This is a genomic window from Bartonella sp. AD24XZML (assembly GCF_042196485.1).
GTDB lineage: Bacteria > Pseudomonadota > Alphaproteobacteria > Rhizobiales > Rhizobiaceae > Bartonella.
On record NZ_JBHIQH010000051.1, the window covers coordinates 1 to 23,982 of the forward strand.

At 37.8% G+C, this 23,982-nt stretch carries 18 protein-coding genes and 1 tRNA gene; 14 read left to right on the plus strand and 5 right to left on the minus strand.

Features of this window, described 5'->3' with window-relative positions:
* Positions 1–300: 300 nt before the first annotated feature.
* A tRNA-Gly gene (locus ACFIMX_RS04305) sits at positions 301–375 on the minus strand.
* 186 nt (positions 376–561) lie between these two features.
* Between ACFIMX_RS04305 and ACFIMX_RS04310 the strand changes: the two genes are divergently transcribed.
* The 7 genes from ACFIMX_RS04310 to ACFIMX_RS04340 all read left to right on the plus strand — a co-directional run bounded on the left by ACFIMX_RS04310 (position 562) and on the right by ACFIMX_RS04340 (position 8,986).
* Positions 562–1,539 carry an ABC transporter substrate-binding protein gene (locus ACFIMX_RS04310; protein WP_375618342.1) on the plus strand — a complete coding sequence of 326 codons (978 nt, stop codon included), beginning with the start codon at positions 562–564 and terminating at the stop codon, positions 1,537–1,539.
* 62 nt (positions 1,540–1,601) lie between these two features.
* Positions 1,602–2,498: an ABC transporter permease gene (locus ACFIMX_RS04315; RefSeq protein ID WP_375618341.1), complete on the plus strand. Its 897-nt coding sequence runs from the start codon at positions 1,602–1,604 to the stop codon at positions 2,496–2,498.
* Complete coding sequence (locus ACFIMX_RS04320; protein ID WP_375694074.1) at positions 2,491–3,285, plus strand: ABC transporter ATP-binding protein; 795 nt, start codon at positions 2,491–2,493, stop codon at positions 3,283–3,285. Before ACFIMX_RS04315 ends, ACFIMX_RS04320 begins: the two co-directional genes overlap by 8 nt.
* 4 nt (positions 3,286–3,289) lie before the next feature.
* Complete coding sequence (gene holA / locus ACFIMX_RS04325) at positions 3,290–4,330, plus strand: DNA polymerase III subunit delta (protein ID WP_375639844.1); 1,041 nt, start codon at positions 3,290–3,292, stop codon at positions 4,328–4,330.
* 1,954 nt (positions 4,331–6,284) lie between these two features.
* On the plus strand, positions 6,285–7,214 hold the full coding sequence (locus tag ACFIMX_RS04330) for a prephenate/arogenate dehydrogenase family protein (protein WP_375618338.1): 930 nt from the start codon (positions 6,285–6,287) through the stop codon (positions 7,212–7,214).
* A 410-nt stretch (positions 7,215–7,624) separates the two neighbouring features.
* Positions 7,625–8,479 (plus strand): YihY/virulence factor BrkB family protein, encoded by an 855-nt coding sequence (locus tag ACFIMX_RS04335; protein WP_375618337.1) that lies wholly within the window; start codon positions 7,625–7,627, stop codon positions 8,477–8,479.
* Between the two features lie 30 nt (positions 8,480–8,509).
* Positions 8,510–8,986, plus strand: a complete 477-nt coding sequence (locus ACFIMX_RS04340) for a YaiI/YqxD family protein (RefSeq protein WP_375618336.1) — start codon at positions 8,510–8,512, stop codon at positions 8,984–8,986.
* 2 nt (positions 8,987–8,988) lie between these two features.
* Here ACFIMX_RS04340 and ACFIMX_RS04345 read toward each other — a convergent pair whose 3' ends face one another.
* Positions 8,989–9,684: a TlpA disulfide reductase family protein gene (locus ACFIMX_RS04345; protein ID WP_375618335.1), complete on the minus strand. Its 696-nt coding sequence runs from the start codon at positions 9,682–9,684 to the stop codon at positions 8,989–8,991.
* Between the two features lie 32 nt (positions 9,685–9,716).
* Between ACFIMX_RS04345 and argH the strand changes: the two genes are divergently transcribed.
* The 5 genes from argH (at position 9,717) to ACFIMX_RS04370 (ending at position 16,190) form a co-directional block, all read left to right on the plus strand.
* Positions 9,717–11,117 carry an argininosuccinate lyase gene (argH, locus tag ACFIMX_RS04350; protein ID WP_375639842.1) on the plus strand — a complete coding sequence of 467 codons (1,401 nt, stop codon included), beginning with the start codon at positions 9,717–9,719 and terminating at the stop codon, positions 11,115–11,117.
* A gap of 51 nt (positions 11,118–11,168) precedes the next feature.
* The gene (locus tag ACFIMX_RS04355) at positions 11,169–11,348 is read left to right on the plus strand and encodes an LPS translocon maturation chaperone LptM (protein WP_375618333.1); all 180 of its coding nucleotides are present in this window, start codon (positions 11,169–11,171) and stop codon (positions 11,346–11,348) included.
* A gap of 8 nt (positions 11,349–11,356) precedes the next feature.
* Positions 11,357–12,640: a diaminopimelate decarboxylase gene (gene lysA, locus ACFIMX_RS04360; RefSeq protein ID WP_375639840.1), complete on the plus strand. Its 1,284-nt coding sequence runs from the start codon at positions 11,357–11,359 to the stop codon at positions 12,638–12,640.
* 126 nt (positions 12,641–12,766) lie between these two features.
* A complete protein-coding gene (locus ACFIMX_RS04365; protein WP_375694075.1) occupies positions 12,767–15,196 on the plus strand; it encodes a TIGR02302 family protein in 2,430 nt (809 codons plus the stop codon).
* A gap of 223 nt (positions 15,197–15,419) precedes the next feature.
* Complete coding sequence (locus ACFIMX_RS04370) at positions 15,420–16,190, plus strand: class I SAM-dependent methyltransferase (RefSeq protein ID WP_375694076.1); 771 nt, start codon at positions 15,420–15,422, stop codon at positions 16,188–16,190.
* Positions 16,191–17,102: 912 nt separating this feature from the next.
* Here the strand turns inward: ACFIMX_RS04370 and ACFIMX_RS04375 are convergent.
* The 3 genes from ACFIMX_RS04375 to tsaD all read right to left on the minus strand — a co-directional run bounded on the left by ACFIMX_RS04375 (position 17,103) and on the right by tsaD (position 20,819).
* The gene (locus ACFIMX_RS04375) at positions 17,103–17,786 is read right to left on the minus strand and encodes a response regulator transcription factor (RefSeq protein WP_375694077.1); all 684 of its coding nucleotides are present in this window, start codon (positions 17,784–17,786) and stop codon (positions 17,103–17,105) included.
* 907 nt (positions 17,787–18,693) lie between these two features.
* The gene (locus tag ACFIMX_RS04380; protein ID WP_375618328.1) at positions 18,694–19,128 is read right to left on the minus strand and encodes an EVE domain-containing protein; all 435 of its coding nucleotides are present in this window, start codon (positions 19,126–19,128) and stop codon (positions 18,694–18,696) included.
* A 596-nt stretch (positions 19,129–19,724) separates the two neighbouring features.
* A complete protein-coding gene (tsaD, locus tag ACFIMX_RS04385; protein ID WP_375694078.1) occupies positions 19,725–20,819 on the minus strand; it encodes a tRNA (adenosine(37)-N6)-threonylcarbamoyltransferase complex transferase subunit TsaD in 1,095 nt (364 codons plus the stop codon).
* A gap of 303 nt (positions 20,820–21,122) precedes the next feature.
* Between tsaD and ACFIMX_RS04390 the strand changes: the two genes are divergently transcribed.
* Complete coding sequence (locus tag ACFIMX_RS04390) at positions 21,123–22,307, plus strand: hypothetical protein (RefSeq protein ID WP_375694079.1); 1,185 nt, start codon at positions 21,123–21,125, stop codon at positions 22,305–22,307.
* Between the two features lie 11 nt (positions 22,308–22,318).
* Positions 22,319–23,878, plus strand: a complete 1,560-nt coding sequence (locus ACFIMX_RS04395) for a heme biosynthesis protein HemY (protein WP_375694080.1) — start codon at positions 22,319–22,321, stop codon at positions 23,876–23,878.
* Positions 23,879–23,982: the final 104 nt, after the last annotated feature.

Here is a 23,982-nt window from a genome sequence, read left to right on the forward strand (position 1 = left end):
CCCCCCTTAAAATCATGTAAAAGAAAATAAATTGATACAAAACCTAGTGGCAAAATATACAAAACCTAGTGGCAAGCTACAGTCATTGCTCATCATTTCTAATTAATCTTTTATACGGGGGCTGTAAAAATCCGTCTAAGTTAAAAATTATTATCTTAGATCTAAGCCCCCAATCCAATAGATGCTTCATAAGAAATTACGAATCTTAGAAAAACTTTGAAAAAAAATAAATTGATACAAAACCTAGTGGCAAAATATATAAAACCCGCTGGCAAGCTACAGAATAAATACAAAATTCAATGGAGCGGGCGATGGGATTCGAACCCACGACCCCAACCTTGGCAAGGTTGTGCTCTACCCCTGAGCTACACCCGCTTACCGATTCGATATATGTCTTGTCTGTATGGCGTAGGCTTCTACGAATTGCAACAAAAAAATATCATTTTAGTTTGATTTATTTTGTCCATGTTTAAATAAAATGAAATAAAGATTGATTTTAGAAAATTCTTCAGTAATAGATTATTCTTTTTTTAATTTTTGCATGGAGAGGGGTGGAATATAATGTTGAAGAGAATAAATATATTAGGGATTATCATTGCAACTGTTTTTATGATGAACAGTGTTGCAAAGGCAGATGACCAAGTTAAACGCGTTAAAGTTGCAATAACGCAAATTATGGTCCATCCTGCTGCGGATGCCGTTCGTAAAGGTGTGGAAGATGTTCTTGCAGAAAATGGTTATAAGCAAGGTGAAAATTTTCAACTTACCTTTTTATCAGCGCAGGGTAATATTTCAACAGCAACGCAAATTGCACGTAAATTTGTTGGTGATAAACCCGATGTTATTGTAGCAATTACCACGCCTTCAGCACAAACGATGCTTGCGGCAACAAAAACAATTCCTATCGTTTTTGCGGCGATTTCTGATCCTATCGGAGCTAAAATCGTTTCTTCGCTTACCAAACCTGGCGGTAATATGACGGGGAGTTCTGATCGTATAGATGTTGCAGAAAGTGTTAAACTTTTACAAGAAGTAAAACCAGATTTGAAAAAAATTGGTTATCTCTATAATGCTTCTGAAGCAAATTCTGTTTCAACACTTAAGGTGTTAAAAGATGCGGCAAAAAAAGTTGGAATTGAAATCATTCCTTCATCAGCACCAAAACCTTCAGATGTTCAGGCGGCAACACGGGCTTTAATAGGTAAGGTAGATATCATTTTTATTCCCGCTGATAATACGGTTCTTTCTGTTTTAGAGGGGGCAGTAAAGGTCTCACAGGAAGCAAATGTTCCTGTATTTACTGTTGATGCTAATTCTATTGGACGCGGTCCCTTTATGACGCAAGGTGTGAATTTCTATGATGTAGGGGTTGATGCTGGGAAGCTGGTTGTGCGTATTCTAAAGGGTGAAAAGCCTGGTGATATTGATGTTGTGCAGGCGGCTAATAATGACATTCGAATTGATATGAAAGCAGCAGAAAAAGCGGGGATTGTTATTCCGCAGGCAGTTATTGATCGTGCAACAAAAGTGATTCAATGACTTTCATTGATAGGATGTTGATACAATAAAATACGTTAAGTTTTCATGGGGATTGTCTTTACATGAATATATTTGCGTTTTCTGGCGCTGTAGAATTAGGTCTTATTTATGCGTTTGTGGCTATAGGGGTTTATCTCTCTTTTCGCGTTTTGGACTTTCCTGATTTAACAGTTGATGGCTCATTTCTTCTTGGGTCTTGTGTCTGTGGCGTCTTGATTCTTTTAGGTTTTAATGCATGGACAGCTATGGCATGTGCTTTTTGTGCAGGCATGGTAGCTGGTTTATTAACCGCTCTGTTGAATTTGCATTTTGGTATTTTGAATCTTTTAGCTTCTATTTTAACAATGTCGGCACTTTATACGGTTAATCTTCGTATTATGGGAATTATGGGAGGGTCTAATGTTAATTTAGCTCTTGCTGATACGGCGTTAACGCCCTTTTATAATCTGTTTGGTTTGTCTGATATTTTTGTGCGTCCTCTTTTCGTTGGTATTGTGTTGCTCGTTATGGCGTTTTTGATTTGGCGCTTTTTGGAAAGTGAAATTGGTCTTGCTATGCGTGCAATGGGCGCTAATCCACGCATGGCGACGGCGCAAGGTGTTCATACATCAGCATTGATATATTTTGGAATGGGGCTTTCCAATGCGTGTGTGGCACTTGGTGGTTCTCTTTATATTCAAACTGCGATTGCAACAGATATTACCGGTGGAATTGGAACAATTGTTTTTGGATTGGCAGCCGTGATTATTGGTGAAACTCTCTTTCGTACGCGCAATATTTTTTGGATTATAATCAGCTGTATTGTAGGGTCTGTACTTTATCGTGTGGCGGTGCAATTTGCATTTGAAGCAAATGGCATTGGTATTGATACGTCGACAGATCTTCAGTTGATTACTTCGTTGTTGGTTGTTTTAACCCTTATTGTGCCACGCTATTGGAGGAGGCATAAACGTGATTGAATTTTTTCATGTTGGGGTCACATTTAAACCGCAAACACCTTTGGAAAAACAGGCTTTAATTGATATTAACCTGAAAATTGATCAGGGTAGTTTTGTTACGGTTATTGGTTCAAATGGTGCTGGTAAATCAACTTTGCTCAGTGTTTTAGCGGGTGCAACGCTTCCCTCAACGGGGAAAGTGGTTATCAATGGACAAAATGTTTCTAGGCAATCAGTCAGTGAACGCGCTGGAAAGATTGCTTGTGTTTTTCAAGATTCTTTAGAGGGAAGTTGTGGTTCTTTAACAATTGAAGAAAATTTGGCTCTTGCTGCTCTTCGAGGAAGTCGTCGTGGTTTGCGTGCGGCTTTAAATCATGAGAAACGGCAATTTTTTCGAGAGAAAATTGCTCAATTAGGCATTGGTCTTGAAGCATATATTCATAATCCTATGGATAGTTTGTCAGGTGGGCAACGCCAAGCAGTTTGTCTTGTGATGGCAACATTAGCACATGCGGATGTTTTATTGCTTGATGAACATACCTCAGCGCTTGATCCTGGAATGGCTGATTTTGTGATGCGGTTGACTGAAAAAATCGTTGAAGAGAAAAAATTAACGACTATCATGGTGACTCATTCTATGCGTCAGGCTCTTGATTATGGCGATCGTACCTTGATGTTGCATGGTGGAAAAGTGATTTTGGATGTCTGTCATGAAGAGCGTAAGGGCTTGGATGTAAATGATTTAATTGGCATGTTTCAGAAAGTTCGCGGGGGAGTTCTTGATGATGATGAACTGTTAATGGATTAATAGTGTGGCTCAGAAAAAAGCACATGAAGTTGATCAGTTTCTAATGCGTTTTTCACGTGCTTTTCCTATTGTTCTCATTTATGGGCCAGATCGTGGTCTTATTTGTGAGCGTGCACAATGTTTTGTAAAACTTACACGGGTAGCAATAGAAGATCCATTTTCGACAATTCGTTTGGATGCTGCTGAAATTGATAAAGATCCTGCACGTTTAGAAAATGAAGCGCGTACGTTATCGCTTTTTGGGGGAGATCGTTTGATATGGATCTCTAATGCTGCTAACCAAAAAGGTTTTCTTGCTGCCTTAAAGCTTTTAATTGAGAAACCACCAGAAGCTTGTTTTATTCTCATTGAGGCAGGGGATTTAAAAAAAGGAACAGGGTTGCGCAATGCTGTTGAAACAGCATCAAAAGCGATGGCTTTACCCTGTTTTGCCGATGATATGCGTTCTCTTGACGGTTTGATTGATGAGGTTTTAGGACAGTTTAAGAAGACTCTTTCTTTAGATGCACGTAGATGGTTGCATGAATGTTTAGGGGCGGATCGCCTTGTATCACGAGGTGAATTAGAAAAGCTTTGTCTTTATGCTGCAAATGTTCGTATTACTCTTGAAGATGTGAAAGCTGTTGTAAGCGATGTCAGTGCTCTTTCTCAAGATGAAGTCATTGATGCTCTTTTATTGGGCGATATATCAGGCTTTGAAGCGCATTTTAACCGACATGCAGCAGTGCAGGGGGCACTTTTTTTAATTTTGAGTACAGCTCAAAGGCATTTTCAGCAATTACAGCTATTGCGTTATCAGGTAGAGGTTGAAGGAAATTCGCCTTTTACGGTGGTTTCTCAGGCACGTCCTCCCATTTTTTTTCAACGGAAAAAGATCGTTGAACAAGCTTTAAAATATTGGAAGTTAGAACAAATTTCTTATGCAATGGAAAGAATTCAGAGTGCTGTTTTAGATAGTCGTAAAAATCCACTTTTGGGTGAAGCTATCATTCGTCAAGTTTTGTTAGGGCTTACAATTATTGCACGACGCCAGATGGCAGCTTAACAGCCTAGAAATATAATGATTTTTTATTTTTTGTATACCACAGAGGTATTTTCAGCAATTAAAACTGTTATGCTATCAAGTAGAGGTTGATAGAACTTGTATTTTTGAGGATGCGTTTTAGGAGCTTGAAAGCTTGATAGAAACTTTTCTTCAAAAGAAATAGTTTATTTTCAAAAGGCCATTTTGAAACAGTTTTATTATTTTGTTGTGTCGTAAAATACTGTTTTTAGGGTAGTGATACGAGGCTCATATCAAATTTTATGTATTCGATGTTTTTTGTGTGGATATTTGGTGAATATTAGGTTGGTTCATAGAGTCTTAATGGAGTAACACCCCTCATGTAAAACAGAGTATCTCAAACAACAGAAGATACTTGTATGGTAGATTCATACGCTTTCTTAGAAATATTTTTCAATGCGCGTCATATCTATTTTGCGGCGGTGTTTATGAATGGTGTAGAAGTAAAGTTCCTTGTGAAGAATATAAAACCCATAGAGCAACTCTATCTTTACGCTTAATAAAAGTGCAAGTCGACACTCATTATATACTTTGCTAGCCTCTAATGTTGCTACAGTTTTTAGCATTAGAAAGCGTTTTTCATCATTTTTGCTCACATGTCTTCTTGTGATGTGTAGACAAGAGATTTTAATTGATAAGAGGGTTTGTGATGGAAGAATTTTACAGTATTCGAAGTTATGATTCAAATTGAAAAAAGTATTATTTTTATAAATCAATGTATTATAGATTAATTGAATCACATAAAATAGTGAGCCAGAGGAATCTTTTAGACAAGAAAATGAATTGTTTGCAGATTGGTATGAATTAAGAATCTTCGTGGGATGAGGAGAAAGTCAAAATAGATTATGATGAAAATGACAACACCTATGGGGAAACTTTTATGTTTGATATAGAGATGATTATCTTAGCAATGAATGTGTCTCATAAACAGAGCTAGCCATTGTTTATTATTAATAATTTATTATTTTTCATATTGAATCAATCAGAACAATGTCTTTTGCACGTCATAAGTGGGGGCGTGTGGATAAAAACTGTGCAAGAAAGCACTAAAATGCCTCTTATGAATGCTCTCAAATTCCAAGGTTTTTTGCAACATTGGGGGTAGGAAAATATAATGATAGTGTTTTATTAAGTGTGAAGAGGGTCGTGCTTAATAGATTTATAGTTATAACATTTACGAACACTGTCGTGAGATAGGCTAGAGAGCGAGATGCCTTTTTAAAACAAACGCATGAATTTGTAATCCAAATCTATTCTATTTAGGGCGTTCTGTTTTACGTGAGGGGTGTGATTCCATTAAAGGGATATTCGGTGTTTTTATTATCAAACTTTTTCTTTATTGAGAGGTCGTGTTTTTCTCATATTTATTTGATTTATGGTATCCGGAATCTGGAGAGGAAAATGTTTTTAATGGTATCTTTTGGTATGCGTTGTTTTACGGTGTTTTCAATATTCGCGAAACTTATGTTGTTGTTGTAGGTGGAGGCGTAATACGTTTTTATATAGGTCTGATGTACAAATTAATGAACGTATCGGGATAATTGGAGAAGAGCTAGTGTCTGCTTACGCTTTTGATGTGTTTTTTTGTGAGTAAAATTAGTAAGATAAAGTAAACTGATGGGATTTTATGTAGAGTCGTTGTTATCCTAATTGAGAGTGCATTTTATTTTGTTTCGGTGATGCGCTTTGATCAGTAATTAAGAGGGAGTTTTAGAGCGTGATGTTAGATTTCTCGTCATTTATTTTTTATGTGTTTTCTAGGTAAAGTGATCTGTTGTCAGCTTGCGCAGGTGATAATTGGTAAACTGCGTTATTCTTTATTCCCTAGTTGTCATTTTTTAATGTTTTACGCATAACTCTTGAACAAACAAACAAGAAAATTGTGATTTTACAATTGTCTTTATTGCCATTTGCAAAGAATCTTTGAAGGTGAAAGATGCTCCATATTCAGTTTGAAAAAATAGCACTCATTGGGATCGGTCTGATTGGGTCTTCTTTAGCAAGAGTGATTAAAAAGAAAAATCTTGCGGCTCAGATTTCTATTGCAACACGTCGTCCAGAAACCCTGAAAAGAGCGCGTGAATTGGAGCTTGGGGACTTTTATACGACAGATAATGCAAAAGCTGTTGAAGGAGCAGATTTGGTTATTCTTTCTGTTCCTGTTGGGGCTAGTGCAGAAGTGGCAAAAACCATTCGTGATCATTTAAAACTTGGAGCGATTGTGAGTGATGTTGGTTCTACGAAAGCGTTGGTTATTGCGGAAATGGCACCTTTATTGCCAAAAACGGTTCATTTTATTCCAGGGCATCCAATTGCTGGAACGGAATATTCAGGACCGGATGCTGGTTTTGCTGATTTATTTATGAATCGTTGGTGTATTTTAACGCCTTTTGCGGATAGCGATGCTGCTGCTGTCGCACAATTAACAGCGTTTTGGGAAGCTTGTGGTGCGCGTGTCGAAAAGATGGAACCTAAGCATCATGATCTTGTTTTGGCTATTGTTTCACATTTACCCCATTTGATTGCGTATAATACTGTTGGGACAGCGAGTGATTTAGAAAAAGTAACAAATTCGGAAGTAATTGCTTATTCCGCTTCCGGTTTTCGTGATTTTACGCGTTTAGCATCTTCTGATCCCGTTATGTGGCGAGATATTTGTTTGCATAATAAGGATGCTATTTTAGAAATGTTGAGCCGTTTTAGTGAGGGGCTTGCTTTTTTAGAACGGGCAATTCATTTAGGAGATGGTGAGACACTGTTTAACTTTTTTACACGTACGCGTGCTGTACGTCGCAATATTATTGATGCTGGACAGGAAATTGATGCTCCTGATTTTGGACGTCAGAGTGTTTCTAAAAAAGGGTGAATAAAAGCAAGGGGTTTTTGTTGAATTTCGCTGGTTTTTTCTAGAAATCGATAAGAAGTTTTTTCTTTATTCAGTCATAGATTGCAATAAAAAAGAGTGACGATTGCTCCGATACAGATAACCATGACTTTAAAAGGTTTTATGTGTGCACGATCATCTTGCTTAGCTCTCTATAGGGCATATAATGTACAGAAGAGGTTACTGATCTGTAGAAGTAACAAAAAAATGAGGTTGTTGTAGAACTTCATAGAGTGGGTTATTGTTTTTGTTTTGGTATAAAGTCGGGCTTGACCGTATTGATTATTGACCGTTATATTGCAACATTGCAAAATGTTTATTTGCAGAGCTTTGATGATTTTTATAAAACTTGAAATAGACTGAGGAAGAGTTTTACCAGAAAGTATTGAGTTTTGTTAAAAAATATCTTTTGGTATAGCTATCGTATTTTGGGTGACGCAGTAAGTCATTATTGGCGTGATAATGGGAGTGCTTTTGCAAGCCATGTTGCGCTATCGGGGCTTTTAGCATTTTTCCCTTTTTTTATTTTTGGAACATCGTTTGCTCGTTTTCTAGGTGCTTTTACCTATACACCGCAAAAAATTAAAGCACTGGTGCAGTTATTGCCTGATGTTATCGCAGAGCCTTTATCTCAGGAAATTGTCAATGTTTTAACCATTCATCGAGGAGGTGTGTTGACGCTTTCTGTCATTGGAGCGGCTTATTTTGCTTCTAATGGGATAGAGGCTTTGCGTACGGCTTTAAATAAAGCTTACCGTGTTACTGATCGACGGAGTTTGTTGTTTTGTCGTTTTCAAAGTCTGTTTTTTGTAATCCTTGGAGCTGTTGGTATTGTTGTGATTAGCTTTTTATTGATTTTGGCGCCTTTGTTGATCAAAATTATGCAAAATCATTCTTTTTTTATGACTGAATATATTGCTGCTATTCGTGTATGGCGTTATACAGTTGCAATCATTATTTTGTTTATCAGTCTTTTGATTGTTCATAAATGGCTTCCAGCAGGGCGGCGGAAATTTATAGATATTTTACCAGGAATAGTGGTGACAATGTTTATATGGTTTATGGCTTCTATCGCTTTTGCGCAATATTTAACGATGTTTGATTATATTTCTACCTATGCAGGGTTGGCATCTATTATGGTTGCTATTATTTTTCTCTACATATTGAGTGCAATTTTTATTTTGGGAGGAGAAATAAACGCGGCGATAATGTTTTATCGCAAGGATTTGCAACATTCAGATGAATGAAAGAGTTTATTATTACTTGAAAGCCAAGGTATGAGTATCCCAATAAAGCCTGCTATCACTTTGTTGATTGATGCGGATGCTTGTCCCGTAAAAGATGAAGTTTATCGTGTGATGAATCGTTATCAGCTTAAGACATTTGTTGTGGCAAATCGTTCTTTGTCCCTTCCAGATGAAGCACTCATTGAAAGAGTGGTCGTTGCTGGTGAATTCAATGGTGCTGATGATTGGATCGTAGAACATGTGCATGAGGCAAGTATCGTTATTACCAGTGATATTCCTTTAGCAGCGCGGGTTGTGCAAGCTGGGGGTTTTTGTCTTTCGCCAACGGGGCGTATTTTTGATGTAAATTCAATTGGTCAGGCTTTGGCGATGCGCAATTTGATGGAAGATTTGCGTGGACAGGGTAGTATAATAGGTGGTCCCCGTCCTTTTTCTCGTAAAGACCGTTCTGCTTTTTTGTCAGCACTGGATCTTGTTATACAACGTTTAAAAAGACGCGGTTATTAAAGTTATAGGGCTTCTTTAATGATTGCTTTTATAAGTGCTTTGGCATCGTCATTGGCCCATGGAGCTGCACCATTGAAAGAAGCAATGAGATATCCTTCTTTATCAATGAGCAGTGTAATGGGGAGTCCTAAAGCGAGCCCCTGTTTTCTAACATTGTTGAAAATATCCATTGTTTCATCGCGATAGTAAAGCAAATTATCTGAATGAATATTTTGTAAAAATTGCTGAATTTTTTCAGGAGAAGCAGTTTTATCGATATTAATAGCTATGACATCAAAGTTTTCTCCACCTAATTCACGTTTTAATTGCGCAAGTTCAGGCATTTCTGTGCGGCAAGGTGCACACCAAATAGCCCATAGATTGACCAGCATTGGTTTTCCGGTAAATTCGCTGAGTGTGCGCTCTTTTCCTTGAATATCCTTGAAAGAGAGTTTATTCATATCTAAGAGCGTATCAGCAAATCGTATGTGGCTAAAAAAGCCTTTTGCTGCTTTTCGTATCGCCATCATTTTTTCTGCTCGTGCTTTATTAATGTTTATTTCTTGTGCTTGTGCTGCTGAAATGAAATTGAAAAGAAAAAATTCTCTTTTAGTATCGTAGTTTATGGTTGCGTATAAACTCAGTGCAATGATAAAGAATGCAAGGGAGAGTTGCCTTTTTTTATTGTTTTTTTCGCTGATGAAAATTTGAAAAATCATAATTTTGTCCTTTGGATGGGTGTTTTCAGAATATGACAGATGAGAAGTTAAAGAACCAAATGTGGGGTGGTCGGTTTGCGGCAGGTCCTGCTGCAATTATGGAAGAAATTAATGCCTCTATTGATTTTGATCAAAAACTTTATCGACAAGATATTGAAGGTTCTTTTTCTCATGCAGCTATGTTAGCGCAAACGAAAATCATTTCACAATCAGATTATGAAAAAATTGTTCATGGTTTGAAACTTATTCGCCAAGAAATTGAAGACGGTAAATTTGTTTTTTCACGAAAGCTTGAAGATATTCATATGAATATTGAAGCGCGGTTGAGTGCGTTGATTGGTCCTGTAGCAGGGCGTTTGCATACGGCGCGTTCACGCAATGATCAAGTTGCTGTTGATTTTCGCTTGTGGGTACGTGAAGCAACGCAAAAAATAGCACAAGCTTTAAAAGGATTGATAGAGCAATTACTTATTCGCGCAGAACAACATGTTGATACCTTTATGCCAGGCTTTACGCATTTACAATTGGCTCAACCCGTAACATTGGGTCATTATATGATGGCTTATGTTGAAATGTTTGGTCGAGATTTATCGCGGATGCGTGATGCTGTTGAGCGAATGAATGAATCGCCTTTAGGGGCGGCTGCTTTAGCGGGGACAGGCTTTCCAATTGACCGTTTTATGACAGCAAAAGCGCTAGGCTTTCGGGAACCTACACGCAATTCAATTGATAGTGTTTCAGATCGTGACTTTGCATTGGAATTTTTAAGCGCTGGCGCTCTTTGTGCAACACATCTTTCGCGATTGGCGGAAGAAATTGTCCTTTGGTCAAGTGCACAGTTTTGTTTTATTCATTTATCAGATGCTTTTTCAACAGGGTCTTCCATTATGCCACAAAAGAGAAATCCTGATGCGGCAGAGTTAGTACGAGCGAAAGCAGGTCGATTGAATGGTGCGCTTATGGGATTGTTAACGGTGATGAAAGGATTACCGCTTGCTTATTCAAAGGATATGCAAGAAGATAAGGAATATGTGTTTGATGGGGCTTTGAGTTTGGAATTATCACTAGTAGCAATGACAGGGATGATTGCTGATTTGAAAGTGAATAAAAAAGCCATGAAACAAGCAGCGGATTTAGGGTATGCAACAGCTACAGATTTTGCGGATTGGCTTGTACGCAATTTAGGGATTCCTTTTCGCGAAGCACATCACATCACAGGGTATGCTGTGGCATTGGCAGAAAAAAAACAGTGTCGCCTTCATGATTTATCATTAGATGAACTTCAAGCAATTTGTCCTGATATCAATGCGACACTTTTTGATGTTTTGACCGTTGAAAAATCTGTTGAAAGTCGTAAAAGCTTTGGGGGAACAGCGTCTTCAGAGGTTCTTCGGCAAATTGCGTATTGGAAAAAGCGTCTCGTGAGCGCTTGAGTGATTGTATTTTAAAGGTAAAAAAGAAATCGAGATGAGGAAAGAGGACAAATGAAAATTATATTAAAGGGGTTGGTGATTGTCCTTTTGGGGGGCTTGGGTATTGTTGGGTGTGGGCGTAAAGGGTCATTAGAGTTACCTCCTTCAACAGGAGTGAATTCTTCACAAGGAACTTTTGTTTCTCAAGGCAAAACAGATAAACCTTTTATTCTTGATCGATTAATACAATAGGAATTTTTATGCGTTTTTTTTCTTATCATCAGGGTGTGCTTCACGCTGAAGGTCTTTCTCTTTTGGAACTTGCGCGGGAAGTTGGAACACCTTTTTATTGTTATTCAGCTAGCGCAATCGTTGCACATTTTAAAGATTATCAGAATGCATTTCATGATATGCCGAGTTTAATTGCTTATGCGGTTAAAGCGAATTCCAATCAAGCAGTTTTACAACTTTTAGCTAACAATGGAGCGGGAGCTGATGTGGTCTCAGAAGGGGAATTACGGCGTGCACTTGCTGTTGGTATTCCTGCGCAGAATATTGTTTATTCTGGTGTTGGTAAAACAGTGAGAGAAATAGATTTTGCTCTTGCACAAGATATTTATTGTTTTAACGTTGAATCAGAGCCAGAACTTGAACAATTATCGGCGCGGGCTGCTGCGCTTTCAAAAACGGCTCGTATTTCTTTACGCATTAATCCTGATGTGGATGCTAAGACTCACAAGAAAATTACAACAGGTAAGTCTGAGAATAAATTTGGTATTCCACTGTCTTTGGCGGGTGATGCATATAAAAAAGCAGCCCAATTGCCCGGTCTTCATGTGTGTGGTGTTGATCTCCATATTGGCAGTCAAATTTGTGATTTAAAACCGTTTGAAGATGCATTTGTTATTGTTGCAGATTTTGTGCGTCAATTATGGAATAATGGTTATGCGATAACCCATATCGATATTGGGGGTGGGCTTGGTATTCCTTATGGTTATTATGAGCAGCATCCAGTACCTTCTCCTTTTGAGTATGCAGCACTGGTAAAGAAACATATTGCGCCTTTAGGGATCAATATTATCCTAGAACCTGGGCGTAGTATTGTTGGTGAAGCCGGTGTATTGGTAACATCGGTTGTGTATTTAAAAAAGGGGGAAGGACGAAATTTTGTTATTGTTGATGCGGCGATGAATGATTTCATGCGTCCAACGCTTTATGATGCGTGGCAAAATGTAATGCCAGTGAAAAAAACACCAGTAGATGCCCCTCTGATTAATGCTGATATTGTTGGTCCTATTTGTGAAACTGGTGATTATTTAGGCTTGGAACGTTCTTTACCAGTGTTGAAAGCGGGTGATGTTTTGATGTTAACAGGAGCAGGGGCTTATGGCGCAGTGATGGCAAGCACTTATAATAGTCGACTTTTGGTGCCGGAAGTTCTGGTTCAGGATACGCGTTATGCAGTCATTCGTCCACGCCTTGATTATGCACAATTGATAGGCTGTGATCATATTCCAGATTGGATTGAGCCCAAATTAGATTGAGCATTATTAAATATTTTGGGTCTTATTTTTACTAAACTTTGATGAAACAATTTATTTTCTAGAAATTGTTTTGTATGGGGTTTATGATCTTAATGCACCACGATAAAAGGGGATAAATGCTTGTTTATGAAAAATAAAAACATCAAAGGTTTTGCAATGAAGCTTTTGTGTGTGCGCATTTTGATGTGGGGGATCCTTTCATTTGAACGGATGTGGGTACGGTTGTTGCCATTTTTCCTCGTTCTTAGTCTCTTTTGTTCGTTTAGCTGGTTGGGACTTTTTGGTATTTTGGGCTATTGGTCACATTTGCTCTTACTTGGGGTTATACTTATTTGTGCTGGGGCGAGTTTATTTTTTCTTATTCGTTTTCGGTTTCCCACAATGCGGGAAGTAAATTGCCGCCTTGAACGCGTCAATGATCTTAGACATCAGCCTTTGAATATTCAGACAGATCGTTTATGTTCTGAAAATGATGAAGATTTTAGTGCTGTTATTTGGCGTGAACATCAACGCCGAATGGCAAAGCAATTATACCATTTAAAAACGGGATTTATCTCTCTTAATAGTGCGGATTATGATCCTTTGGCTTTGAGGGCTTTGTGTGCTCTTCTTTTTGTGTGCGCTTTTAGTTTTTCTTTTGGTTCACAAGGGGGGCGTTTGGCTGATGCCTTTGATTTTCGTCCTGTCGTTGATGAAAAACTCATGCGGATTGATGCTTGGGTAACACCACCTGCTTATACCGGTGTGGCACCGATTTATTTGACAAAAGATGAGAAAACACAACTAGAAATCCCTGAAGGGAGTAATGTTGTTGTGCGTGTTGTCAATGGGGCTGGCATTACAGTAAAAGCAAAGTCTGTAGAAGATGGGAGGGAAGTTTCGTTTTCAGAGAAAACGGAACAAACAGCTTTGAATGATCCAATTGTTCATTTTGAAACACATTTAAAGCATTCAATAAATTTATTTGTATCATCACGTCGTAAAAAACAGCAATGGCATTTGCAGATAATTAAGGACACGCTTCCAACAATTCATTGGTTGGAAAAACCAGGGAGGATTTTAACAGGATCATTGGAGTTACGATATGTGGTGGATGATGATTATGGTGTGACAAAGGCTTTTGTTGAAATAGAGCCTTTTCTTCCTCAGAATAAAAGTGCTTCTTCTCTTTATAATGCTCCGGAAATAGAGCTTCTTCTTCCGCGTAGTGGAAAGGGGAAAATGCGAATGGTGCAGGATATATCAGCGCATCCATGGGCGGGTTCGCAAGTCAAAATTACTTTGGTGGCAGAAGATGGTGCGGGGCAGAAAGGGCGTAGCAAAACTTTTGTTATGATATTACCACAGTGTGTTTTTTCGAATCCTGTTGCACGCGCAGTGGTTGAACTGCGTCGTTTATTAGCTCTTAATCCTTTAGCGCGAGAGCGGGTACTTGATATGCTTTCTGCTTTGCTTGTGCGTCCAGAAAAGGGGTTGCAAAATGCATCGCATTTTATTGTTCTACAAAGTGCGTGGACAAGACTTTCTTTAGCACAAACAGACGAGGATTTGCGCGATGTGGTGGATTATTTATGGCAAATTGCTTTGGGTATTGAAGGCAATCAACTTGAATCCGTGCAAAAAAAGTTAAAACAAGCACAAGCTGCTTTACGTGATGCATTGCGTTACGGTGCTTCAGCGGCAGAAATTGAACGGCTTATGGCAGATTTACGTCAAGCTATGGATGAGTATATTCGTGCTTTGGCTGAAAAAGCACCGGATAGTCAAGTTTCTAAAAATTCTAAAAGCTCAAAAAGTCCTAATCTTTCTGAAGCTACATTACAAGAAAAGCTAAATTTAATTGAGGAAATGGCTAAAACAGGCTCTTCTTTAGCAGCTGAACAACTCTTGGCGGAAGTTGAACAGACGCTTGATCATTTGCATGTGCAAAAAGGCAATCAAAATGAGGGAGAAAAAAGCCAATCTGCACAAATGAAAGAAAAGCTGGACCAGCTTGGAGATTTAATGCGTCGTCAGCAAGAAATTCTCAATGAAACACATCAGTTAGAGATGGAACAAAAACGCGGAGAAAATGTACCGGAAACACAAAAAAAATCTTTAAAAAAACGTCAAGCTGAATTGCAATCTGAATTATCAACATTAGAAAAAGAATTATCAGAACGAGGATTTGAAACAGGGGGCGCATTGAAAAGGGCAGAAGAAAAAATGAATTCTGCGGAAAATGCGCTTGATAATGGAAATCATCAGGTATCTATACAAAATCAGTCTGATGCTTTGGAATCTTTGAGGCAAGGTGCACAAAATGTTTTGAAAAAAATGCGCGAAACACTTAAAGAAATGGGAGATGAGCAAAATGCTGATTCTGGTCCTAAAGATCCGTTAGGACGTCCACTTTCTTCAAAAACAGATGAAGAACAAGAAGGCGAGGCACTACCACAAGAAAGTGATCAAATGCGTACGCGGCAGATTTTGGATGAAATTCGCAAACGTCTTGGTAAAGAGCATCTTTCAGAAGAAGAAAAAAACTATCTTGAAAGATTGCTTCATTTTAATTAACCAGTGTTGGCTTTTTTCTTAATTGATGTCAAAAACAGTGTATGAAGAACCTCTATGGGGTTTATCTCCAAAAAAATGATTAAAGTGCTTGTAAGGCAATAATCATCCTGTTGTACTGATTTTTTTAATCATTTAAGTTTAAAATATGCAATATTGAAATGTTCGCTATTGCGGAAAAAAAGCAGAAGTCCATATAGGTTTGGTATATGAAAATCTGTAATGTTTGAAATTTGTTTCTACATGGTATGTTGAGTTGGATATCGTTACGCTGAAAGATTTTTATGCTTCTGCACTTGGACTACGTGTGCAAAAGGCGCTGTGTGACCAATTGAATTTATGGTGGCCTGATCTTACGGATAAACGGATTATGGGATTGGGTTATGCACTTCCTTATCTTTCTACATTGCGTGAACGTGCCCAACAATGTTTTGCTTTTATGCCTGCTGCTCAGGGTGTTTCGCCTTGGCCTTGTTCTGAGCAAGTTGCTACAGCGCTTGTTTTTGAAGAAGATTTGCCGCTTCCTGATGCGTCAGTTGACTGTATTTTATTAGTACATGCATTAGAATATACAGAAAACTCATTTGAAACGTTGAATGAAATATGGCGTGTTTTAGCACCCAATGGCCACTTGATCGTTATTGTACCTAATCGCTCTGGCTTTTGGGCGCGCAATATTACTACGCCCTTTGGTTATGGCGAACCCTATAGTCGGCAACAAATTACTCGTTTGTTTGAAAAAACAAATTTTGTTTCTGGGCCAATACAAGAAATTGTACACTATATGCCCTCTACGGGGTATTTTTCGCGGTTGTTCTCATTTTTTTACGAGCCATTTGCTCGCTATCTTTTGCCTTATTTTGGTGGACTCTTAATGTGTCAGGCACAAAAACGTGTTTATCAGGGTTTGCTCGTACAGCGTCGTCAGTCGCGACGTATTTTTATTCCTGCTTTATCGCCACAGACAAGAAATATTTTAATTTATAAAGATAATTAATCATTTTGTCATTGTCATAAGAACCGCAAGTATAGAAGGATTCTCTTATTTCAATTTTTTGCATTTACAATTTAAAAATATTCTTTTGTACATTAATATGTGGAATTGGTATGTGAATAAAAATCTCAAGTATCTATATACCGAACTATATTTCACGAATAGTGGAAACATTTTAAAAGAAAAAAATGCTGGTATCTTCGTAAAAATAGCAGAGTCCAAGGGATCTTGCATAATATGGTTTATGGTGGTTAAAAACTGTACAAGGAAGGATTAAAATGCTTCTTATGAACCATCTCAAGTATCAAGGGCTCCTCTGCAACATCGAGATCTAACATAAGTGTGTGATGGTGCTGGCTTATTCTTTTATAAACGTAAAGATGGTGGTGCTCAGTGGCTTTATCGTTAGGATAAACATTTAGCGTTATATCATTAATTATATAACCTCTTAAGAGGAGATAAAATCATAAAGAATAGAAGAAAACTATAAAGATAAAAAACATCTCTCAATTTAGGCTAGTGAATATGAGATAAAGCAGTGCGTGGAGCGGTTTTTCTGAAAAAATAATCATAAATAGCACTCATCTAAAGATGATAGTTATGATCAAGAATGTTGCTAAAAGATATCACGATTATTTATATGCGAAACATATTAAAAACTTTAGAAAGAACAAAAGCATGTGAAACAGAAGTTACAAAGTATATCGTGAGGGTTGAAAGCATTTTTGTTTCTGGTTCTCATGTTGGAATATTTCGTTTTTTATTCATAATGTTATATATTTTGTCATAAGAGTACAGATAAGAGTAAGTTCTATGTATATGTAATAGCATTCGAATTATACGTGAAGGTTTTTTCATCTCGTTTCTGTTTTCATTTAGGATATTAAAATTATTTTTGAAACAGTAAATCTCGAATTAAAGATTTAAACGATAACCATTTTGATCTGTCATGAGAATTTGTGCATTGGAGGGATCTTTTTCGATTTTTTGTCGCAAACGATAGATATGGGTTTCTAAAGTATGAGTGACAATATTTTCATTATAACCCCAAACTTGTTCTAACAATGTTTCACGGCTGACAATTTTATCATTGGCATAATAGAGACATTTAAGAATCGCTGCTTCTTTTTCTGTGAGACAGATTTTATTGTTGCATTGATCAAGAAGAAGTTTTTGTCTTAGTTTAAAAGTATAGGGACCAATATGAAAGGTTGCGTCTTCATTTTGTTCATATTGGTGCAACTGTGCTCGAATTCTCGCTAATAACACCGCAAAGCGAAAGGGTTTTGTTACATAATCATTGGCGCCTGTTTCAAGATCTAAAATATTATCACAGTCTGTATCATAATTTGTTATCATCATGATAATGGGGGCACGAAATCCTTGGGTGCGTAATTGTTTAACGGCTTTGTAGCCATCAAGATCAGGAAGTTGAAATCCCAAAATAGTGAGATCAATATTTTCTTCTTGGATTATTTTCATTCCCGCTTTTGCTGTTTTTGCTTGGAAAATTTTAAACTCTTGATGCATTTGCAATTGTTCTACTAAAATGGGGCGTAGATCATCGTCTTCAACGATTAAAAGAGTATAGTGGTTCATGTTTTTCCTTATAGGCATATTGATGCACTGATTGATATAGTTTCATGAAAAATGAGATTTCATGCAAGAAAAATTAAAAGAAGAAAATTAAAAAAGAACGCTTCTAAAAAATAAACTTTTATAATTTCTAATGGTTGCTTGCTGAAAAGAAGGTATTCCGTCTGCAGAGTATTTTACGTATTGGTTGGAAGCGTTTTTTATGTTCTAGAACGTGTTTTAGCTATTGAGTGTCATCATCTTTACGCTTATGGAGAAACAAGCTAGCACTATCATTCACTTTGCCAGCTCGTGGGTGTTGCGGACAGTCCTTGGCACTTGAGACGATTCATAGGAGGAATTTTTAGAGCTTTCTTTCACGTTTTTTATCTATATGGGACTTTCTCCGCTTAGAATGTGCAAGCAAATAGCTTTTGATTGATTCAATATAAAACAGGTTGGGAATGAGAGAATCCTGCGGTATGAGGCGCACTCGTCCAACATGCAAAACAATGAACACGCAATATGATGCGTTTTTTAAGCGTGAAGAGAATTGTGCAACACTTAGCACATATGCACTGTTTAGGAGAATTTCACGATCATTTTTATTGTTTTTTATCCACGTTCAGTTTTGTTTTTTCGTTGCATTTGTGTGCGAAGGGGGCTGTGTGTTATGTTCGTGGTGTTGCTTATTATAATTGTTGAGTAAGCCTTGCCTTTAGCAATGCCGAAAAGATGCATCATAAAGAGGTTTTTTGTGTAATTTGGAAGGAGACTGTATTGAGAAAGAGTGCAGGATAAAAAATGACAAAGAAAAATATCATATTTATGCATTTAGCATGAGAATACCTCAACAGAAGGATGTGTTGTGCTTATTCTTCTGCGCTATGAAGCATCTTTTTATATGAGTTAATGAATAAAAATTATTGTTTTAAGATAAAAGCATTTCCCTCTTAAGGTTGCCCATCAAACAGACTTCTGTCCATTCCTCTTCTGTCACGGGTTGTACTGATAAGCGGCTGGCCTTGACCAACACCATATTTGCTAGTTTAGGATTGGCTTTGATTTGTTTTAATGAAACAGGTGTTGGCATGTCACAAAGTGTTCGGATATCCACACATTCCCAGCGTGGATCAGAACTTGTAGAATCAGGGTGTGCTTCAGCACATATTTCTACAATTCCTACAATTTCTAAACCTTTATTTGAGTGATAAAAAAAACCTTTATCACCATATTTCATAGCGCGCATATTGTTACGGGCTTGATAATTGCGTATACCATCCCATTGTTCGCCATTAACTCCTTTTTTCTTTTGCATCTCCCATGACCATTTATGGGGTTCAGATTTAAAAAGCCAATAAGCCATGAGTTCTCCTTTTTCATAGACTGTTATGCATTTTTATAAGCATCTTTGTAATACCATCAACGATGATTTTTAAAATGGGGTAAAGAACGGCTATTATCTATTTTTTCTTGTTTCAAAATAACGTGTAGTAGAGAGACGCGCTCCATTGATATTTCATGTTGTGTAAAAGTATTTTGCTCTTTGCTTATCTTTTCAGCTATGGTTTGAAATGCGGTTACTATAAGAGTTTGTTGGAAAAAATTAAGAAAATTGGTTCTAAAAAGCTTTAAGATTACAATGACAATGAAACGAATAAATGATCAAAGATGATGAGGTCAACGAATGACATTCATATCTATGCTTCGTGGGAGAGAGTAGATCTTATTATGCTGTAAAATACCGTCATTTGAAGTGTAATGATATAAGGCAGTTTTTTGAAACATGGAGTTTTTAAGAATGTGTGGTGAATATTTAGGTTTACGTGTCGATCTTTGGGTTAAGTGAATTGTGTGAGTGGGAAGCAGGTGGAATCTGCTCGATAGAGAATTCGGACTATCTATAGACCGGATTGAGTAGAAATCTTCGTTCTTTAAGATGTGTGTAGGACATCAATTTTATTATGCTTTTGTTCCACGGCGTCCCATCCCGATCAAGGGTGGGGCTTTTTCATCTAATGGCCAGCGTGAGCGGGGTGCAATGTCAAGAGAGCTTGTTTCTCCTCGTACGAGTTTTTGTGCACCGGCGAAAGCAATCATTGCAGCATTATCGGTACACAAGGAAAGAGGAGGGGCTATAAATTCAAAACCATGTTGATGGGCAAGTTCTTGCAACGTAGAGCGAATGGCTTGGTTTGCGGCAACACCGCCTGCGACAACCAAAGCAGGAGAACGCTTTTCTTGATCATGAGAGAGAGGATATTGGTGGGCAAAGTGTTGTAGGGCTAGGTGAATACGATCATGTATTGTATCGGTCACGGCGGCTTGAAAACTTGCGGCAATGTCAGCAATATCATTTTCTGTAAGGGGAGCTATGGCTGTTGCGGCTTGTCGAACAGCAGTTTTGAGTCCTGAAAAAGAAAAGTCTAACCGTTTTTCACCTTTTAAAGGTCGTGGAAGAGGGATGCGATTTTTATCACCAAATAAAGCTGCTTTTTCAAGTGCTGGTCCACCAGGATAAGGAAGACCTAAAAGTTTTGCTGTTTTATCAAAGGCTTCTCCTAATGCATCATCAATAGTGGTTCCTAAACGTTGATAGTTGTCTACTCCATGAACAATGATTGTTTGTGTATGACCTCCTGAAACTAAAAGTAATAAATAAGGAAAGCTGACGTTGTGCGTTAACACAGCTGTTAAAGCATGTCCCTCTAAGTGATTTACCGCAATAAATGGTTTGCCAGTGGCAAGAGAGAGTGCTTTTGCGCTCATAACGCCTACCAACAATCCTCCTATCAAACCAGGCCCACAGGTGGCTGCAATGCCATCAATATCTTTTAATTTTGTGTTTGCTTCTGTTAGTGCTTGTAGAATTAAATGATCAAGAACTTCAACATGGGCACGAGCAGCAATTTCAGGAACAACACCGCCGTAAGGTGCATGGTGATCAATTTGACTCCAAACAACATTGGAAAGAATTCGGCTGTTTGATTCATTGTTATATTCAATGACAGCTGCTGCCGTTTCATCACAACTTGTTTCTATTCCCAGCAGACGCATTTTAAACAAAACCTTATATTGAAGCTTCTTTCCTGCGTGCGTACCATGAACAGAAAAAGATGCAAAGTATTTCTCTTAGAATTGTTTTTTCTATGAAAAATATGTGTTTTGGCATTTTCTTTGAATTTTATGATATCGTTGATTAAAAAATAAAGCTGTATTTTCGAGTATAAAATGCAAATGTTTTTTAAAAACTTGTCTATTAAAGGCGATACTTGTATTATTGAGAAAAGCTGCGTTTTTAAAACTTTTTTCATTTTATTATTTTATCATTAAAAAAAGTGTGCACGAAAAGTGACAGAGATGGTCGATTCTTCAAAACCAAAAGTTAAACCACATTATGCTGGTACGCGCCGTAAGAAACCAGTTATTGAACATGAAGCTGTTCCCCATGATTCAGAGGAAAAAATCCACAATTCTGTAGAAGCTCATGCGCGAGAAAAACAGAATATGCAAGGTCAGGATAAAAGTACCTCTAGTACAACTTGGCTTTTCTTGTCCCTTTCTGGGATTTTGGGAGGATTCATTGCTTTGGGAATTTTTATGGGGCTTCAACGGGCTGGTTTTTTTCCTTCTCCTTTTGTGGAAAATTCTGCTAGAGGAGAAAAAGCTTTGCAGATTGCTGAAGCCGCAAAAAGTCAAGGTGAAGAGACAAAGGAACAATTGAGGCGGGTCTTTCAAGAAATTGATACGTTAAAAACAGAGTTTTTTTCTTTTTCATCACAACAGTTTAAAACAACGAAAAATGATGAACTATCGAAAGAAGAAAGCAAAAAAGCTTTTGCGATTTTAGAGGAAAAAGTAAAAGCTCTTGAAGAAACTGTACAAACTTTTGTTAGAAAGTCGAAAGATATAGAGACGGCTTTGTCTGTTGGGCAGAGCAATGCAAATAATTTTGCTGCGTTAAAACAACAGTTAGAAGCACTACAGGAAGAAACTGCTGTTAAAAATAGTGAGAAAAAAGAAATAGATACCGCGCTCTTTACTGCAATTAGTTCATTAAAAAATGCTGTAGAGCGTGGTGGATCTTATAATAATGAATTAAAGCTGTTGCGGCAATTATCGCCTTCGATTAATGGACTTGATGTGTTGCAAAAAACAGCTACTGTGGGTCTTCCAAGTTCAGCACAACTTTCAGTTGATTTTGCTCATGTTGCTGATGCAATTGTTGGTACGCAAAATCTTGTTGCGTCAGATGCTGGTTTTTTTGACCGAATTTTAGCGTGGATAAAAGGGCTCATTGTTTCGCGACCGATTGGAAATGTTGAAGGGATAACGCTGGGGGCTATTGCTGCACGCATGGAAGTTGCCATTCAAGCTGGTGATTACGAAAAGGCTTTGAGCGAATGGCAATCATTGCCCCAAAGTGCAAAAGATGTTTCAATGGATTTTGTTAAGCAGCTTGAAAGACATATTGCTATTCAACAGTTGTTGCAGCAATTGTTATTGTCTGTGCAACAAGGATCTTTTAAAGCAACAAAGATGTAAATAGGCCCAAGATGATACGTGTTTTTATTTATATTTTTGTTGTTTGTATCCTCGGTTTAGCTTTCACGTGGGTTGCTAATCACAATGGTATTTTTGTTCTCACATTTTTGCATTTCAGATTTTCTGCTTCATTTCTTACAGTGTTAAGTGTGCTTATTTTGTTTTTTGTAACGCTGGTGCTTTTATGGTGGTTATTGTCTTTCTTTTTTTCCATACCGAGTGCTTTTTCCAATTATTTTTATAAACGCCATCAAAAGCGTGGTTACAAAGCTCTTTCAAAGGGGATTCTTGCAACTTTTGCTGGTGATAGTATGGTTGCGCAAAAAATGGAAGCACGGGTTGCTAAATATCTTGCAGGAAAACAAGAGCCATTGGTAAAACTCTTACAAGCGCAAACCTTGTCTTTACAAAATGACTCTGTTCGCGCCATCGGTCTTTATGAAGAGATGAGAAAGGAAGATCCGACAAAACTGGTTGGACTTTATGGTTTGTTTCGTGAAGCGATGAAGAGTAAAGCTTATGAGGCAGCGCAACAATATGCCGAAGAGGCACTGACTTTATCGCCAGCACTTTTATGGGCGCATCAGGCGGTGCTTGATCGGTTAAGTACTGAGGGTAAATGGGATAAGGCACTTACTATTTTTGAAAGAACGCAAAAAGCTCTCCCGCGTTCTATTCGCGCGACTCCAGAGCAGCAGCATATACAGGTTTTACTACTAAGTGGGCAGGCACTTTCTTTGTTTGATACACATCCTGTACAAGCACGTGAAGCTATTTTGAAAGCCCATAAATTGGCGCCTGATTTTGTTCCAATAATAGTTATTGCTGCTGATATTCTTTATAAATTAAACGAGACGCGTAAAGCGGATAAAATGATTATAGCGGCTTGGCAAAAGGAGCCGCATCCTGACTTGGGAGCGCTTTATCTTGAAAGAGAAGAAGGAGCCATTGGGCGATTGAAAAGGGCTAAGACACTTGCTTCTTATAATAAAGATGCATTTGAGTCGGCTTTCCTTATTGCTAAAGCAGCTTTGGATGCTGGTGAAACAGCATTAGCAAGAGAGAAGGCACAAAAAGCATTACAATGTCATCCACGGGAAAGTGTTTATTTATTATTGGCAGATATTGAAGAGGCACAGGGAAACAATCAAGGTGCTGTGCGTCAATGGCTTTCTTTAGCACTTCGTGCTGAACGTGATCCAGTGTGGATGTGTGATGGGGCCATTTTTTCTTCTTGGTCAGCGGTTTCTCCAATCAGTGGACGTTTGGGCTGTTTTGAATGGAAGGCGCCTCCTTGTATGCCTTCTCTCACATTAGAGGCGGACAATATTGTGTCGAAAAAGCAAGACAAAGAGTATGTTATGGGAAAAAGTGTTGAGGTTGGAGATAAGAAGCTTGAAAAATTAACACCTATAGATGATTCTCTTTTGCATAATGCGCAGGTGGAGAAACAAGATATAAAAGAAAAAGATGTAAAAATGTTCAGTCAAACTCACTTAAATGTTGATGATCCAGGGGTTAAAACAGAAGAAGAAACATCTTTATCGAGGAAAAAATTTCGTTTATTTTAAATTGCATCAATGTGATAATACGAATGTTTTCTCAGAAGAAACAATTGACCTAGAAGAAAAAATATCGTTAGTCTTGTCCAATAAAATTATTCTCTTATGTTTTA

What these genes read in the sequence shown, in the direction of transcription:
- ACFIMX_RS04315 (WP_375618341.1), top strand. Translation starts at nt 1,602, where the DNA reads ATGAATATATTTGCGTTTTCTGGCGCTGTAGAATTAGGTCTTATTTAT.
- lysA (WP_375639840.1), top strand. Translation starts at nt 11,357, where the DNA reads ATGCGTTTTTTTTCTTATCATCAGGGTGTGCTTCACGCTGAAGGTCTT.
- ACFIMX_RS04375 (WP_375694077.1), bottom strand. Translation starts at nt 17,786, where the DNA reads ATGAACCACTATACTCTTTTAATCGTTGAAGACGATGATCTACGCCCC.
- ACFIMX_RS04365 (WP_375694075.1), top strand. Translation starts at nt 12,767, where the DNA reads ATGAAAAATAAAAACATCAAAGGTTTTGCAATGAAGCTTTTGTGTGTG.
- ACFIMX_RS04330 (WP_375618338.1), top strand. Translation starts at nt 6,285, where the DNA reads ATGCTCCATATTCAGTTTGAAAAAATAGCACTCATTGGGATCGGTCTG.
- ACFIMX_RS04380 (WP_375618328.1), bottom strand. Translation starts at nt 19,128, where the DNA reads ATGGCTTATTGGCTTTTTAAATCTGAACCCCATAAATGGTCATGGGAG.
- tsaD (WP_375694078.1), bottom strand. Translation starts at nt 20,819, where the DNA reads ATGCGTCTGCTGGGAATAGAAACAAGTTGTGATGAAACGGCAGCAGCT.
- ACFIMX_RS04395 (WP_375694080.1), top strand. Translation starts at nt 22,319, where the DNA reads ATGATACGTGTTTTTATTTATATTTTTGTTGTTTGTATCCTCGGTTTA.
- ACFIMX_RS04390 (WP_375694079.1), top strand. Translation starts at nt 21,123, where the DNA reads ATGGTCGATTCTTCAAAACCAAAAGTTAAACCACATTATGCTGGTACG.
- argH (WP_375639842.1), top strand. Translation starts at nt 9,717, where the DNA reads ATGACAGATGAGAAGTTAAAGAACCAAATGTGGGGTGGTCGGTTTGCG.
- ACFIMX_RS04355 (WP_375618333.1), top strand. Translation starts at nt 11,169, where the DNA reads ATGAAAATTATATTAAAGGGGTTGGTGATTGTCCTTTTGGGGGGCTTG.
- ACFIMX_RS04340 (WP_375618336.1), top strand. Translation starts at nt 8,510, where the DNA reads ATGAGTATCCCAATAAAGCCTGCTATCACTTTGTTGATTGATGCGGAT.
- ACFIMX_RS04345 (WP_375618335.1), bottom strand. Translation starts at nt 9,684, where the DNA reads ATGATTTTTCAAATTTTCATCAGCGAAAAAAACAATAAAAAAAGGCAA.
- ACFIMX_RS04310 (WP_375618342.1), top strand. Translation starts at nt 562, where the DNA reads ATGTTGAAGAGAATAAATATATTAGGGATTATCATTGCAACTGTTTTT.